Source organism: Amycolatopsis thermoflava N1165 (assembly GCF_000473265.1).
Taxonomy (GTDB): Bacteria; Actinomycetota; Actinomycetes; order Mycobacteriales; family Pseudonocardiaceae; genus Amycolatopsis_E; species Amycolatopsis_E thermoflava.
In genome coordinates this window covers 8,562,959-8,576,929 of the sequence record NZ_KI421511.1, presented here as the reverse complement: position 1 = coordinate 8,576,929, position 13,971 = coordinate 8,562,959, and the positions used below count along the sequence as shown (strand labels likewise).

The 13,971-nt window shown below is 72.2% G+C and carries 15 protein-coding genes and 1 pseudogene; 5 read left to right on the top strand and 11 right to left on the bottom strand.

Features of this window, described 5'->3' with window-relative positions:
- Positions 1-212: 212 nt before the first annotated feature.
- The 6 genes and pseudogenes from AMYTH_RS51300 to AMYTH_RS0142640 all read right to left on the bottom strand — a co-directional run bounded on the left by AMYTH_RS51300 (position 213) and on the right by AMYTH_RS0142640 (position 5,320).
- Complete coding sequence (locus AMYTH_RS51300; protein ID WP_228685220.1) at positions 213-533, bottom strand: DUF2188 domain-containing protein; 321 nt, start codon at positions 531-533, stop codon at positions 213-215.
- Between the two features lie 8 nt (positions 534-541).
- Positions 542-925: pseudogene (locus AMYTH_RS50775) on the bottom strand (manganese catalase family protein); the annotation flags it as partial.
- Between the two features lie 83 nt (positions 926-1,008).
- A complete protein-coding gene (locus AMYTH_RS0142655) occupies positions 1,009-3,045 on the bottom strand; it encodes a S9 family peptidase (protein WP_027935377.1) in 2,037 nt (678 codons plus the stop codon).
- Entirely contained in the window at positions 3,042-3,587 is a 546-nt protein-coding gene (locus AMYTH_RS46765) for a hypothetical protein (protein WP_051362991.1), read from the bottom strand. Before AMYTH_RS46765 ends, AMYTH_RS0142655 begins: the two co-directional genes overlap by 4 nt.
- Positions 3,588-3,646: 59 nt before the next feature.
- A complete protein-coding gene (locus AMYTH_RS0142645; protein WP_037323114.1) occupies positions 3,647-4,504 on the bottom strand; it encodes a DMT family transporter in 858 nt (285 codons plus the stop codon).
- Positions 4,505-4,582: 78 nt separating this feature from the next.
- Positions 4,583-5,320: a polyprenol monophosphomannose synthase gene (locus AMYTH_RS0142640; protein ID WP_027935375.1), complete on the bottom strand. Its 738-nt coding sequence runs from the start codon at positions 5,318-5,320 to the stop codon at positions 4,583-4,585.
- 171 nt (positions 5,321-5,491) lie between these two features.
- Here AMYTH_RS0142640 and AMYTH_RS0142635 point away from each other — a divergent pair, with 171 nt between their 5' ends.
- Entirely contained in the window at positions 5,492-6,289 is a 798-nt protein-coding gene (locus AMYTH_RS0142635; protein WP_027935374.1) for a hypothetical protein, read from the top strand.
- A 15-nt stretch (positions 6,290-6,304) separates the two neighbouring features.
- A complete protein-coding gene (locus AMYTH_RS0142630; protein ID WP_027935373.1) occupies positions 6,305-7,678 on the top strand; it encodes a pyridoxal phosphate-dependent decarboxylase family protein in 1,374 nt (457 codons plus the stop codon).
- Here the strand turns inward: AMYTH_RS0142630 and AMYTH_RS0142625 are convergent.
- Genes AMYTH_RS0142625 through AMYTH_RS0142615 form a run of 3 tightly spaced genes read right to left on the bottom strand, consistent with a single transcriptional unit; the run spans position 7,666 to position 10,140 of the window.
- Positions 7,666-8,469: a methyltransferase domain-containing protein gene (locus AMYTH_RS0142625; protein WP_027935372.1), complete on the bottom strand. Its 804-nt coding sequence runs from the start codon at positions 8,467-8,469 to the stop codon at positions 7,666-7,668. The genes AMYTH_RS0142630 and AMYTH_RS0142625 overlap by 13 nt on opposite strands.
- Positions 8,470-8,480: 11 nt before the next feature.
- Positions 8,481-9,593, bottom strand: coding sequence for a cytochrome P450 (locus AMYTH_RS0142620; RefSeq protein WP_027935371.1), 1,113 nt, complete (start codon positions 9,591-9,593; stop codon positions 8,481-8,483).
- Positions 9,594-9,645: 52 nt separating this feature from the next.
- The gene (locus AMYTH_RS0142615) at positions 9,646-10,140 is read right to left on the bottom strand and encodes a DUF4396 domain-containing protein (protein ID WP_027935370.1); all 495 of its coding nucleotides are present in this window, start codon (positions 10,138-10,140) and stop codon (positions 9,646-9,648) included.
- Positions 10,141-10,232: 92 nt separating this feature from the next.
- On the opposite strand from AMYTH_RS0142615, the gene AMYTH_RS0142610 reads away from it, so the two are divergent.
- Positions 10,233-10,532 (top strand): barstar family protein, encoded by a 300-nt coding sequence (locus AMYTH_RS0142610; protein WP_037324379.1) that lies wholly within the window; start codon positions 10,233-10,235, stop codon positions 10,530-10,532.
- Between the two features lie 10 nt (positions 10,533-10,542).
- Here AMYTH_RS0142610 and AMYTH_RS0142605 read toward each other — a convergent pair whose 3' ends face one another.
- Complete coding sequence (locus AMYTH_RS0142605; protein WP_027935368.1) at positions 10,543-11,763, bottom strand: MFS transporter; 1,221 nt, start codon at positions 11,761-11,763, stop codon at positions 10,543-10,545.
- 80 nt (positions 11,764-11,843) lie between these two features.
- On the opposite strand from AMYTH_RS0142605, the gene AMYTH_RS0142600 reads away from it, so the two are divergent.
- Positions 11,844-12,395: a TetR/AcrR family transcriptional regulator gene (locus AMYTH_RS0142600; protein ID WP_027935367.1), complete on the top strand. Its 552-nt coding sequence runs from the start codon at positions 11,844-11,846 to the stop codon at positions 12,393-12,395.
- A gap of 41 nt (positions 12,396-12,436) precedes the next feature.
- On the top strand, positions 12,437-13,066 hold the full coding sequence (locus AMYTH_RS0142595; RefSeq protein WP_027935366.1) for a TetR/AcrR family transcriptional regulator: 630 nt from the start codon (positions 12,437-12,439) through the stop codon (positions 13,064-13,066).
- A gap of 336 nt (positions 13,067-13,402) precedes the next feature.
- Here AMYTH_RS0142595 and AMYTH_RS0142590 read toward each other — a convergent pair whose 3' ends face one another.
- Positions 13,403-13,927 carry a TetR/AcrR family transcriptional regulator gene (locus AMYTH_RS0142590; RefSeq protein ID WP_084022890.1) on the bottom strand — a complete coding sequence of 175 codons (525 nt, stop codon included), beginning with the start codon at positions 13,925-13,927 and terminating at the stop codon, positions 13,403-13,405.
- Positions 13,928-13,971: the final 44 nt, after the last annotated feature.

The following is a 13,971-nucleotide window of genomic DNA, read 5'->3' as shown; positions in this document are numbered from 1 at the left end:
ACCGCGCAGGCCCTACTCAAGCAACGCACCTCACTGCACGAAAGAAGCAAGCCGCGCCCCGCGGCCATATTCGCGCCGCTTCGCGATCTCGACATCCTTGCGGCTCACCGCGTGAGTGACCCCGCGCCCGCGCGCCAATTTCGCAACCCTCGCCCGCGGGCCGGCACTACCCGAGCAACGCACCATTCCGCCACGCAAGAGCAAGCCGCGCGTCAACGGCCATACTCATGCCGCTCCGCGATTTCGCCGTCCTTGCGGCGCACCACGTGCGCGACGCCGCGCTTGCGAGCCAGTTCGCGGCCCTCCGCCTGGACCTCAGCCTTCGTGTCGCCCGTGCTGGACGCCCGGCTGTTGCCGACCACCTGGTTCTTCCACCGCCCGTCCGCGTAGAAGGTCTCCACGTCACCCTCGGCGAGCTCCGCCGGTTCCGCTGCCGTCGAGCCGTCGCCGGACCCGTTCGCGGCGTAGGTGGCGTAGAGCTCGGGGGCGGGCTTGGGTGCGCTGCCCGGGCCGCCGAGGGGTTTGGGGTCCATCAGGTATTCGATGCGGTCCTCGCCTTGCCGTTCCACGGGGTGCCGTTCGAATCGGCCGGCACCGCGCCACCACCGGACACGATCGCCTGCTGCGGGTCCATTCCGCCCAGCACGGCGGCCATCACCGGGTCCTGGGCGGCTTCGGCGGTGGCGGTGGCGGGCGCGCCCTCCAGCAGCCGGGCGACCATGGTGGCCAGCATTTCCACGTGACCGATCTCCTCGGTCGCGGTGTCCATGATCAGGTCCTTGTACTTGCCCTCGATGCGGCAGTTCCAGCCCTGGAACAGGTACTGAATCGTCACCGTCATCTCACCGTAGGCACCACCGATGAGCTCCTGCAGCTTGCGCGCGTAGTACGGGTCCGGACGCTCCGGCTTCGCCTCGAACTGCAGGAACTTGGTGTGTCGAACACGGGTCCTCCCTCGCCGGTGACGATGACGAGGGAGGACTTTCCCGCTCCCGCGGCGGCTAACCGTCAGCCCAGCAGGTCCGGCCGCTCCCAGTCCTTGCCCAGCACGTGCTGCGCGAGGAACGCGAACACCGTGGCGTACCAGAGCTTCGCGTGGTGCGGGGTCAGGATCCAGTGGTTCTCGTCCGGGAAGTAGAGGAACTTGTGCGGTGTCGAGCCGTCCTCGGCGGCCGAGCGGGACACCAGGTCCCACCACAGCCGCAGCCCCTCGCCGATCGGGACGCGGTAGTCCTTGTCGCCGTGGATGACGAGCATCGGCGTGGTGATCTCGTCGGCGAAGCGGTGCGGCGAGTTCGCCTCCGCCATCTCCGGGGTGAGCTCGCGCTGCCAGTAGTAGGTCGCGTCGGTCGTCGGCCCGAACTGGTCCAGCGCCCATAGCGAGGCGTGGGTGACGATCGCCTTGAACCGGTCGGTGTGCCCGGCTACCCAGTTGGCCATGTAGCCGCCGAACGATCCGCCCATCGCCGCCGTACGGGTCTCGTCGACCCCCGCGTGCTGCTCCGCGGCGTCGGTGAGCGCCATCAGGTCGGTGAACGGCGCCGCGCCCCACGCGCCCCAGCCGCGCTTGATGAAGTCGTACCCGTAGCCGGTGGAGATCGCCGGGTCGGGCAGCAGGACGGCGTAGCCCTGTGCCACGGCGAGCCACGGGTTCCACCGCCACTGCCAGGCGTTCCACGATCCGAGCGGGCCGCCGTGGATCCACAGCAGCAGCGGCGCCGGCGAGCCGGGGCCGGCGTCCCGCGGGAGCGCGAGCCACGCCCGCAGCGGCGTGCCGTCCTCGGCGGTGGCGGTGACCTCGTCGAGCCGTCCGGGGATCTCGGCGTCCAGGCCGAGGGCCTCGGCCGGCCCGGGCAGCGGCTCGATCGCGCCGCCGTCGAGGGCGATCCGCACCGGGGCAGGCGGGTGGTCGACCGCGGAGCGCAGCGCGTAGACCCACTGTCCGTCCGGCGAGATCCGCGGCTCGCTGTAGGCGCCGTCGTCGGCGGTCAGCCGGGTGACCTCGCCGGTGGCGGCGTCGACCTTCCACAGCGGCGCCCTGCCCTGGTCGTCGGCGCCGACGACGAGCGCCGAGCCGTCCGGCAGCCACCGCGCCGAGTGCGGCCACCGGTCCCAGCTCCGGGTCAGCGGCCGGAGTTCGCCGCCGTCGAGCGGGACCAGCGCGAGCCAGTAATCGCCCGGCTCGTGCGGCGTCGAGCGGCGGTAGACGGCGACCGCGACCTGCGTGCCGTCCGGCGAGATCCGCGGCGACTCGTATTCGTGGTCCGCGTCGTCGGCCAGCACGCGGCGCTCGCCGGTGGCGACGTCGATCGCGACGACAGTGGGCCGCTGCGAACCGCCCGCTTCGGGAACCGTCCAGGTGGTGACGACGGTGCGCCCGTCCGGCGAGACGTCCCACGCGGCCTCGTCGGTGAGCGCGCGCCCCGCGTGCCCGGTGAGGTCACGCAGCTCGAGCCGCTCCTCCTCCGCCGGCACCCCGTCCGCGACGACCAGCCGGGTGCGGTCGGGGCCGAGGTCGTGGTCCCAGAAGCGGATGGGGTACTCCTCGTGCAGGATCGCCGACACCCCGGCGTCCTTGCGGGCCTTGCGGAGCTCGGCGTCGTGCTCGGCGCTCGTGGCCGAGGGCATCATCGGCGCCCCGGCGAGCACCGTGCCTGCCTCGGCGGCCACGGCGACCCCGCGGACACCGCCTGCCGGCGCCGCGATCACGCGGGCGTCCCCGCCGGACGCGGGCTGCAGCCACAGGGCGCTCTTGGGACCGTCCTCGCCCTCGGCCGCGGAGTCCGGCCGGGCCGAGACGAACAGCAGGTCGCCGGACGGGGTGAAGGCGGCGCCGGACTCGCCTTCGGCGCTGCGGGTCAGCCGCCGCGCCGGGCGCTCGCCGGCGGGGTCCACTTCCCACAGCGCCGTGGTGTAGCGGTTCTTCTTCAGGTCGGGCGTCGCCACGCCGACGACGAGTCGGCGGCCGTCCGGGGAGAGCACCAGCCCCGACAGCCGCGGAAGGCGGACGTAGGTGTCGAGGTCGGCGAAGGCATCGTCGGTCACTTCGCCTTCATACCACCGATGACCGACGGTTTCGCGGCTTTTCGATCAGCCGCTTCCCGGCCGGACCGCCGGATCCGCCCACCGGGCTTGTAGATCGACAACAGCACCGCCGCCAGCAGACACGCCGGCGACACGATCGGCGGGAACACCAGGTCCGGCGCCGTCCCGGGCAGTCCGGCCAGCAGCGACTCGCCGTAGGCCGCGGCTTCGCCGACGCCCGGGCGCAGCGACACCACCGCCAGCGTCACCATGGCGAGGTTGAGCACCAGCTTGATCGCCACCCACCAGTACCGCACCAGCCCGTACCGGCTGCCCAGCCCGAGCATCACGCCGCTGCCCAGGCACACCAGTCCGGCAACCAGCAGCGGCCACACCGCGAACAGCCGCAGCGCCTGGTAGCACACCGCGGCGAGCGCCGGATCGTCCGTCATCATCGCGGTGAACACCAGCACCGCCAGCACCACGTCGATCCCGATCCACGCGCCGGCCGAGATGATGTGCGTCGCCAGCCACGCCTTCCGTCCTCCAGCTGTGAGTCTCATGCCCTCGACTGTCGCGAAAGCGGACGTCCCGGGCATCCGCCGCAGAGCGCGACCTGCGCCTACGTCGCCACCCGTACGCGCCGCGGCTTCGTGCGCGTCAGGCCGACCCCGGCCAGCACGACCAGCATCCCGGCCACGACCCGCGGCGTCACCGGCTCGCCGAGGACAACGGCCCCGAGCGCCACCGACACGACCGGCAGGAGGTACCCGACGACGGCCGCGCCGGTCGGGCCCTCGTCCTCGATGAGGCGGTAGTTGAGGTAGAAGGTGAACCCGGTGCCGAACACGCCGAGCAGGACGACGGCAAGCACCGCCAGGCCGTCGAACCCCGGCCGGGCGCCCTCCACGGGAAGCGCGAGCGAGGCCAGGCCGGACGCGACCGCCAGCTGCGCCGCCGAGATCGCGACCGGGCCGCCCGTCCCGGCCAGTTTCCTTGCCATGTAAGCGAAGGCGATCGCATAGCTCGCCGCCGCGGCCACCAGTGCCAGCGCTCCCCATCCGAACAGCCCGGCCCGCTGCCACGGTGCGAAGATCAACAGCACCCCGGCGAACCCGAGCAGCAGCCCGCCGAGCCGCGCCGGGTGGATCCCGCGTTCGGCGCCCAGCACCAGTCCGATGAGCAGTGACCACAGTGGAGTGGTCGCGTTGAGCACCCCGGCGATGCCGGAGTCGACCGTCTGCTCACCGATGCTGAACAACGCGAACGGCACCGCGTTGCAGAAGAACGCGGCGACGGCCAGCCGGCCCCACATCACCCGCCCGCGGGGCATGCGCTGCCCCGCGATCCGGGCGAGGACGAACAGCACGGCGGCGCCGAGCACGCTCCGCAACACCGCGATCTCGATCGGCGTGAACCCGCGCAGCGCGAGTTTGATCCACAGGAACGCCGAACCCCACAGCAGGGCGAGCACGCCCATTCGCACCCACGTCTTGATCACGCAACCAGCGTGCGACCGGGAAAGCGCAAGGACAAGTGAAAGATTTTGAAGTTTCGTTTAGCTCAGCTTACGGCCGAACAGCAGCTTCCACGGCATCAGCGCCGACTCCAGCTGCACCGCGAGGCTCATCTTCGACACCCCGTCGGCGCGCTCCTCGAACCGGATCGGGATCTCGGCGATCCGCATCCCCTGCTTCACGGTGCGGTAGTTCATCTCGACCTGGAACGCGTACCCGTTGCTGCGGATCGTGGCGATGTCGATGCGGCGCAACGTCTCCGCGCGCCACGCCTTGAACCCGGCGGTCGCGTCCTTGACGTGCAGCCGCAGGATGGCGTTGACGTAGAAGTTCGCCCACGCCGACAGCGCCTTGCGGTGCCAGCCCCACTCGCCCGCGAGCGAACCGCCTGCCACGTAACGGGATCCGAGCACCACGGCGGCGTCCGAAGTGGCGAGCTCGTCGATCATCCGCGGCACGGCCTCGACCGGGTGCGACAGGTCGGCGTCCATCTGGATCACGATGTCCGCGCCCTCGTCGAGCGCGCGGGTGATGCCGGCGACGTAAGCGCGGCCGAGACCGTCCTTTTCGGTCCGGTGCAGCACGCCGATGTGGTCCGGGTGCTCGGTCGCCAGCTTGTCGGCCACGTCGCCGGTGCCGTCCGGCGAGTTGTCGTCCACCACGAGCACGTGCAGGCCGGGCAGCCCGAGGCCGGTCAGCTGGCCGACGAGCTTGGGCAGGTTGTCCCGCTCGTTGTAGGTCGGGACGACGACCGTGACCTTCGGGGAGCTCTCTCCCATGATCAAATCCTTCGTGCGCGGGTGGAGGTTCGGCACCGAACGGTATCGCACCCGGTTTCGCACCTCTTCCGGGTAACGCGGACGCCGTTTTCCGGGGTTGCGAGCGGGTACGACGAACCAGCGGCGGTCTCGTGCGTCTGAACTGGCGGGAGGTCCGGGGAGGAGGGGAGCATGCGGAGCAGTCGCGGGGCGCTCCTGGCCCTCGTCCTCGCCGTGGTGGTGGCCGGCGGGGTCGTCGCGTGGATCGCGCTCACCGGGCGGCCCGCGCCCAAGCCGGGCTGCACGGTGGTCATGGCCGACGGCTCGTCCTTCGACCTGACGGTCGAGCAGGCCCGCAACGCGGCCACGATCGCCGCCGTCGGTCGTCGCCTCGGCATGCCGGACCACGCGGTCACGGTCGCGCTGGCCACCGCGATCCAGGAGTCGCGGCTGCGGAACCTGCCCGGCGGCGACCGCGATTCGGCCGGCTTGTTCCAGCAGCGGCCCAGCCAGGGGTGGGGTGACTACGAGGAGGTCACCGACCCGGTGTACGCGGCGACGGCGTTCTACGAGCGGCTGCGGGACCAGCCCGGGTGGGCGGACCTGACGGTGACGCAGGCGGCGCAGCTGGTGCAGCGGTCGGCGTTCCCGGAGGCCTACGCGCAGTGGGAGACGGAGGCCGCGGCGGCGGCGGGGGCGCTGACCGGGGCCAAGCCGGGCGCGCTGACCTGCGCGAACCTCTCCCCCGGCGCGCCGGAGGCGAACATCGCGGCGGTCGCCGGGGCCGAGCTGGGCACCGCGACCCTGAGCGGACCGCACCCGGCGGCCGAGGGCTGGGCGTTCGCGACCTGGCTGGTCGCCAACGCCACGCGCTTCGGCCTGGACGGCGTCACGTTCGACGGCGTGACCTGGACGGCGGACTCGGGCGCCTGGACGACCACCGGTCCCCGCGACGGCGTGCTCAGCCTGCACCGCGCCGGCGCCGGGTGAAACTACGATCGTCGCGTGACCGACGACCTCCTCCCCCGCGCCGCGGCGATGGGCCGGGACTTCCGCGCCGGGCTGGACGAGCGCCCGGTGTTCCCCCGCGACCTGGATCCGGACGCGGTCCGCGCCGCGCTCGGCGAGCTGCCGGACGGGCCCGCCGACCCCGCGGCCGTGCTCGACCAGCTGCGTGATGCCGTCGAGCCCGCGCTGGTCGCGAGCGCCGGGCCGCGGTACTTCGGGTTCGTCATCGGCGGGTCGCTGGAGGCCGCGGCGGCGGCCGACGTGCTCACCACGGCGTGGGACCAGAACGGCTTCAACGCGCTCACCTCACCGGCCGCCGCGCTCGTCGAGGAGGTCGCGGGCGGGTGGCTGAAGGAGCTGCTCGGGCTGCCGCCCACCGCGTCGTTCGGGTTCGTCACCGGCGCTCAGGGCGGCAACACGGTGGGACTGGCCGCTGCCCGGCACGCCGTGCTGGAGCGCCACGGCTGGGACGTCGAGCGGCAGGGCTTGCACGGCGCGCCGCGGGTGCGGATCGTCGCGGGCAGCGGACGGCACGCGACGATCGACCGGGCCCTGCGCCTGCTCGGCTTCGGCACGGACGCGCTCGCCGAGGTGCCGACCGCCGCGTCCGGTTCGATCGACGTCGCGGCGCTGGCCGACGCACTGTCCACATCGGATGCGCCGACGATCGTGTGCCTGCAGGCAGGCGAGGTCAACACCGGCGCGTTCGACGACTTCCGCACCGCGATCGCCGCCGCCCACGCGCGCGGGGCGTGGGTGCACGTCGACGGCGCCTTCGGGTTGTGGGCGGCGGCGAGCCCGCGGTTGCGGCACCTCACCGACGGCGTGGCGGAAGCCGATTCCTGGGCGACCGACGGTCACAAGTGGCTCAACGTGCCCTACGACAGCGGCTACGCGTTCTGCGCGCACCCCGCCGCGCACGCGGCCGCGACCTCCTACACCGCCGCCTACCTCGTCGGCGACCGGCCGGAGGCGCTGCGTTCCCCCGGTGACTTCGTGCCGGACTCCTCGCGCCGTGCCCGCGGCTTCACCACGTGGGCGGCGCTGCGGCAACTGGGCCGCGCGGGCGTCGCGGAACTCGTCGAGCGGTCCTGCGCCCTCGCGCGCCGGTTCGCCGCGCGGCTGTCCGAGGCCGGGGCCGAGGTGGTCAACGACGTCGTCCTCAACCAGGTCCTCGTCGGCTTCGGGGACCACACGCCGCAGGTACTGGAGGCCGTGCAGCGGTCCGGCGAGTGCTGGATGGGCGGCACGGTCTGGCGGGGCAGGCGGCTGATGCGCGTCTCGGTGTCGAACTGGCGCACCACGGAGGCCGACGTCGACCGCAGCGTGGCCGCGATCCTCGCCGCCTGGCGGGAGGTTCAGGGACGCTGAGCGAGCACGCCGAACATCGTCACGGACAGGTGGAAATCCCCGCGCGCGGCGCCGTCGGCGAGCTCGGCGAGCAGCCGTTCGCCCTGCTCGCCGGTGACGACGCCGTTGCCGACAGCGTGCTCGACCATCATCGGCAGCAGCGTGTCGCGGACCGACTCGTGGTCGGAGATCAGGGCCTGTGAGCCGCGGTCGGCGATCGTCAACCCGGCCGCGCTGAGCCAGCCCGCGAGCTTGCGCCCGGCGGCCGGTTCGGCGGTCTGCGTGAGCATGCCGGCCAGCACGGCCCGCGCCGTGTCCGGGTCGCCGGGGTGGATGATGCCGGTGGCCCAGTCGGTGTCGATCAGCGCCACACGCCCGCCGGGGCGCAGGACCCGCACGATCTCGGCGACCGCGGCGGCCGGGTCGGTCAGGTGCTGGAAGACGCGCTCGCACAGCACGGCGTCGAAGGTCGCATCCGCGAAGGGCAACGCGGAGACGTCGCCGGGCACGAAGCGCGCGGACGATCCGGCGGCCCGCTCCCTGGCGAGCGCGAGCATGGCTTCGTTGGGGTCGAGCCCGACGGCCTCGCCGTCCGGTCCCGCCGCGGCCGCGAGCACCTGCACCTCGGAGCCGGTGCCGCAGCCGATTTCCAGCGCGCGCTCGCCCGGCCGGACGGCCAGGGCCTCGTGCGCCCACGCACGCAACCGCCGCACGCCCGGCGTCGCGGCCTGCAGGTCGAGGATCTCGGCCTGCCGCGCGACCACGGCCGGGTCGATCCGGTCGGCTCGGAAGGAGATGTCGGTGTCCGCCACGAGCGCGGATGCTAGTCCGATGTGACGACCGCCACGACCAGATTCCGTAATTCGTAGCTGTCGATCTCGGCTTTCACGGTGACCCGGGGCGGGCTCACCATGCGCAGGCCGGGCAGGGCGAACAGGCGGCTGAGGAAGACGTCGGTCTCCAGGATCGCGACGTGTGCTCCGGGGCACTTGTGCGCGCCGTCGCCGAAGGACAACCCCGGCGCCTCGCACGGCTCGAGGTTGGCCGCGTCTATCCGCACCTCGACGAGCTCGCCGGGCGGGATGGTGTCCTCGTCGAGCCGGAGCGGCGCGGTGGTGCGCCGTTTCAGCCCGCCGATGACCGGTTCGGTGCGCAGGATCTCGTGCAGCAGGCCGATCCGCTCGTCCTCGTCCGCTTCGCGGTAGCGGGCGCGCAGGGCGTCGTCGGTGAACAGGTGCCAGGCCGCGACGGACACGAATTCGCGGGTGGTGACCATGCCCGCGGCGGCGAAGGTGAGGCACTCGCCGAGGATTTCGCCCGCCGAGCAGCCCTCGTCGAGCAGGTGGGAGATGAGGTCGTCGCGGCGGTTGCGGCGCCGGGCGCGCACGGCCGGGCGGACGTCGGCGACGTAGATGGCGAGCCAGTTGCGCATCTGGCGGAAGAACCAGCGGATCCCGGTCAGGCTGGTGAACCCGGGCCGCCCGAACTCCTCGGGGAAGAACCGGTCCAGGCGGTGCTGGATGCCCGGCCTGCTCTCGGTGAGGCCGACGACCTCGGAGGCGACGCCGATCGCGAGACCGAAGGCCAGGTCCGGCAGTTCGGCGCGGCCGCTCCGGGTCAGCCGCGCCAGTTGCTCGTCGGCGATGCGGGCCATCAGGTCGCGGTAGTGCTCGCTGACGCGGCGGGGCGTGAAGAAGCGGGCCGTCTGGCGGCGATGTTCGCGGTGTTCCGGGCCGTCGCGGTAGAGCACGGGACGGCGGAACCGCGCCGGCAGCTTGTCGACCGTCTCGATGCCGAGGCCGGCCTGCACGGTTCCGCCGCTGCGCAGCACCGCGCGGGCCTGCTCGTAGCCCGTCACCCGCCAGGTCCCGTCCGGACCGCGGCGCACCGGGCAGCCGTCCCCGGCCGGGCCGCGGTCGATCTTCCGCCCGCCCACGGGATCAAGACAACACGACCGGCCGGGCGGCCGACAGGGCCGCCCGGCGCAGTCAGTGGTGGTACTGGTGGACGACCGCGTGCCCCTTGCCGCGCCCGATCATCCACTTGTTCACCGGTGTGGTCAGCACGAACGCCACGACCAGCGAGAACGCCAGCGCGCCCCAGAACAGGCCGTTGCCGAGGCCGGCGTCCATGGCTCCCGGCACCGTGACCATGACCAGGTTGTCCAGGATCTCCATCACGGCGATCGAGACGGTGTCGGCGGCGAGTGCGACCTTCAGCGCGGCCCGGAAGGGCACGCCTGCCTTGAGCACGCCGCGCATGGTGAGCGCGTACCCGAAAACGAACGCGAGCGCCACGGCGAGCGCGACGGTGGCGACGCCGTGCAGCCCGAGCGCGGTGCCGATGACCATGCCGAGCACCTCGCCGATGGCGCAGCCGGTGAGGCAGTGCAGGGTGGCCTGCGCCGCGGCGGCCCAGGTGGCCGGCGGGCGGTGCCCGGCGTGCTCCGCGTGCCCCGTGTGCTGGTGCGTCGAGTGGTCCATGTCGTTCCCTCCGTTCAATACCCCTAGGGGGTATCACTGGAGTGAAGATAACCCTCTTGTCCGGATCGCGCAACAATGTACGGGTGGAACCGATGAAGATCGCGGAGCTGGACGGCCGCCGGATCACCGACCTGGCCTCGTTCCACCAGCAGGCGTCCGAGTTGCTCGACTTCGGCCCGTACTACGGACGCAACTTCAACGCCCTCTGGGATCGCCTCAGCCGGGACGTCGAGCGACCGGTGCGGATCCGGTGGCTGCACGCGTCCACGAGCCGCGCTGCGCTCGGCAAGGCCACCTTCGCGAAGATCGTCGACATCTTCGAGCGCGCCGCACGGGAAGACCGCGAATACAACGCGCTGCACAGGCTGGAGTTCGAGCTGATCGACCCCTGACCACGCGCGATCACCTCCGCGCGGCGCGCACCGACTGGACGATCACCGCGAGCACCGCCAGCCCGCCCACGGCGAACCCGTAGACGATCGCGGTCGGCCGCAACCCGGCCGACGTCGCCGCGAAGCCGGCGATCACCGCCGGGATGCTGAACGCGAGGTAGGCCACGACGTAGACCACCGCGAACAGCTCGCCCCGTTCGGCCGGCGCGGCGAGCCGCGCGAGCGTGCCGAAGCTGGCCAGCGCCGACGCCCCGAACCCGACCCCGGACACGACCGTCCCGGCGGCGGCGAGCGCGAGGACGTCCGCCAGCACGCCCGCGAGGGTGATGCCCATGCCGACCGCCAGCAACGCGGCGCCGGCCTGCAGCACCGCGCCGACCTGGGCCCTTCGCAGCAGCAGCGAGGTCAGCGCGCCCGTTCCGCACAGCAGGGTCACGACGAGCCCGCCGACGAGGTGGTTGGACATTCCGAACAACCCGGCCGCCACCGACGGCCCGAGCGACAGGTAGAGACCGCCGAGAGCCCAGCTGGAGATCAGGATCGGCACCAGCGCGAACAGGTCCGGCCGCAGCCGCGCCGGGACGCCGAGCCGTGGGGTGAGCGAGGCCAGCGCGCCGGGGCGGCGGGCCGAGGTCTCGGGCAGGCCGGCGGTCAGCAGTAGCGCGACAACCATGCCGGCGAGCAGGAGCGCGTAGACGAGGTGCGTCGGGGCGGGCGCGAACTGGACGAGCGCGCCGCAGCCCAGGGCGCCGAGGGCGAGCCCGCTCGTCGGGGCGACGCTGCTGATCACGCCCGCGCGGCCAGGCGCGTGCGGCGGGTTCAGGTCGACCAGCGTCGCGCCGAGCACCGACATGGCCGCACCGGTGGCGACGCCCTGCACGACGCGCGCCGCGAACAGCGCGGAGACGTCCCCGGCGACCAGGAACAGCACGAGCGAGACGGCTTCCCCGACGATCGCCGCAGCCAGCACCGGCCGCCGCCCGACGTGGTCCGACAGTGCGCCGACGACCAGCAGCGACGCGATCAACCCCAGGACGTACACCGCGAACACCACGGTGAGCGTCATCGACGAGAAGCCCCATTCCTGCTGGTAGACGACGTAGAGCGGGGACGGGACACTGGAGGCGGCCATGAACAGCACGAAGATCACCGCGACCGCCGTGAACGCCACCGGGTGCGGCAACCGGGCTCTGGGACGTGCCGCGACGGCGACGGCGGGGGAACTCGACATCAGCACTCCTCGGAAAAGCAAAGATCGATGCGTTAGGACGACCATAGCGCAAACGCAGCGATCGATGCGATAATTTCTCCATGTCCGCCACCACCAGCACAACCCGTCCCGGCGGCCGGTCCGCGCGAGTGCGTGCCGCCGTGCACCGCGCCGTCGTGGAGTTCCTGGCCGAGAACCCCGCCGAGGCACTGACGCTGCCGTTGATCGCGACTCGCGCGGGCGTTCACCCGACCACGCTGTACCGGCGATGGGGGTCGGTCGCGGACTTGATGGCGGACGTGGCGAGCAGCCGGTTCAGCGGCGACATCGTCGTGCCGGACACCGGCTCGCTGCGCGAGGACCTGCAGCGGTGGGCGTCGGACGTGGCGACCGACCTCGCCGACCCGGACGTGTTGGCGATCATGCGGGCCGCGATCGGCTCAGGCCCGGATGGCGGCTGCGCGTGCACCGCGGACCGACACGCCCAGCTGACCGCGATCCTCGATCGCGAACGTTCCCGCGGCGGGACCGCGCCGGAGACCGCGCACGCCGCGGACGTCCTGCTCGGGCCGCTGTACTACCGGGCGATCTTCGCAGGTCAGCCCGCGGATCCCGGCTGGACGACCGAACTGGTCGACACGCTGCTGAAGTAATCCGCTTGCCGCTGATTACTCAGCCGAGTAACTTTTTACTCATGCAGGTAATCAATGAGGTGCAGCCGGACCTGGGCCTGAGCCCGGCCGAGGAGGCGCGCCGTTCGCAGATCATCGCGGCGACCCTGGCGACGATCTCGGAGCTGGGGTACCGCCGGACGTCGTTCGCCCGCATCAAGGAGCGTGCGGGGCTGAGCAGCACGCGGTTGATCGGCTACCACTTCGGCACGAAGGCGGGGCTGATGCAGGCGGTGGTGACGACGGCCATGAGCATCCGGGACAGGTACCTGGAGGAGCGGGCCGGCGACACGACCGACCGGGCCGCGATGCTGCGCGCGTTGATCGAAACGGAGGTCACGTTCGTCCGCGACCACCCCGAGTGTGTGCGGGTGCTGCGCGAGGTGGCCGCGAACGCGGACGACCCGGACGGCTGGCCGGTGGCGGGCCCGTTGCTGAGCGGTTTCCGGACGGGCCGCATCGAGCGGCTACTGACCCAGGGTCAGCGGGAGGGCGCCTTCGGCGAGTTCTCGGCCGAGGTCGCGGCCCGCACGATCGCGCAGAGCATCGACGGCGCGATCCAGGCCTACACCGAAAACCCGAACCTGGACCTGGAGTCCTACGGGCGGCAACTGGCCGACTTCTTCGAACAGGCCGTGGCGGCGAAGAGCTGAGGGGCTCCCGTTTCGCGGGCCACCCCGGGACCCGCGAACGGACCTCGCCGCGCCGGCCCGCCCAGTCCCGCAATTTCACCCCGGCAAGCCCCCAGTGCCGGTGTCACAACCGGGACGACCTTGCCCCTACCCGCTCACGAAATTCCGCCACGGACCGCCACCCCCGCGCCGAGACTGGCCACCGCCGCGAGCACTGTCCCCAACCCCAGCCGCGTCAGGGCAACTGGCACAACGCCGACTCCCCCATCCGATCCGGCACCTAAGCCCAACTCCCGTCGCACCCAGCCCTCAAAACGACCGCCAGCACCGCAAGGCGTTCGCCAAACGCCCGCCGCGTCAGGGTCGCAACCCGGACAACGCCGTCTCCACCACCTGGTCCGCGAACTCCACCGTGAGCGGCCCGCGCTGCATCCACCGCACCGTCACCGGCCCCCAGATCACGTCCACCGCCACATCCAGGTCCACATCGGACAGCTGCCCGGCTTCCACCGCCTTGCGCAGCCGCTCCTTCTTCAGCTCCCGCACCGGCTCGTCGAGCCGCTCCGCGTACATCCGCGCCAGCTCCGGATCGTGCATGATCTCCGAGCTGAGCGCGCGCATCGTGAGGTCGAAGCGCTCGTCGGCCAGCTCCTTGACCGTCGCGCGCAGCACCGTCTTCAGATCCGCCTCCAGGTCACCGGTGTCGGGCAGCCCGCCACCGTCCCCTTCGGACAGCATCAGGAACGCGTCCAGCAGCACCGCCCCCTTCGAGGGCCACCAGCGGTAGATCGTCTGCTTCCCGACGCCCGCTCGCGCGGCGATCCCTTCGATGCTCAGCTTCGCGTACCCGACTTCACCCACCAATTCGAACGCGGCAGCCAGGATCGCCTGCCGCGAGCTCTCGTTGCGACGACTCGCATCTGGCA

What these genes read in the sequence shown, in the direction of transcription:
- AMYTH_RS51300 (WP_228685220.1), bottom strand. Translation starts at nt 533, where the DNA reads ATGGACCCCAAACCCCTCGGCGGCCCGGGCAGCGCACCCAAGCCCGCC.
- AMYTH_RS46765 (WP_051362991.1), bottom strand. Translation starts at nt 3,587, where the DNA reads ATGAGACTCACAGCTGGAGGACGGAAGGCGTGGCTGGCGACGCACATC.
- AMYTH_RS0142645 (WP_037323114.1), bottom strand. Translation starts at nt 4,504, where the DNA reads ATGGGCGTGCTCGCCCTGCTGTGGGGTTCGGCGTTCCTGTGGATCAAA.
- AMYTH_RS0142640 (WP_027935375.1), bottom strand. Translation starts at nt 5,320, where the DNA reads ATGGGAGAGAGCTCCCCGAAGGTCACGGTCGTCGTCCCGACCTACAAC.
- AMYTH_RS0142635 (WP_027935374.1), top strand. Translation starts at nt 5,492, where the DNA reads ATGCGGAGCAGTCGCGGGGCGCTCCTGGCCCTCGTCCTCGCCGTGGTG.
- AMYTH_RS0142615 (WP_027935370.1), bottom strand. Translation starts at nt 10,140, where the DNA reads ATGGACCACTCGACGCACCAGCACACGGGGCACGCGGAGCACGCCGGG.
- AMYTH_RS0142610 (WP_037324379.1), top strand. Translation starts at nt 10,233, where the DNA reads ATGAAGATCGCGGAGCTGGACGGCCGCCGGATCACCGACCTGGCCTCG.
- AMYTH_RS0142605 (WP_027935368.1), bottom strand. Translation starts at nt 11,763, where the DNA reads ATGTCGAGTTCCCCCGCCGTCGCCGTCGCGGCACGTCCCAGAGCCCGG.
- AMYTH_RS0142600 (WP_027935367.1), top strand. Translation starts at nt 11,844, where the DNA reads ATGTCCGCCACCACCAGCACAACCCGTCCCGGCGGCCGGTCCGCGCGA.
- AMYTH_RS0142595 (WP_027935366.1), top strand. Translation starts at nt 12,437, where the DNA reads ATGCAGGTAATCAATGAGGTGCAGCCGGACCTGGGCCTGAGCCCGGCC.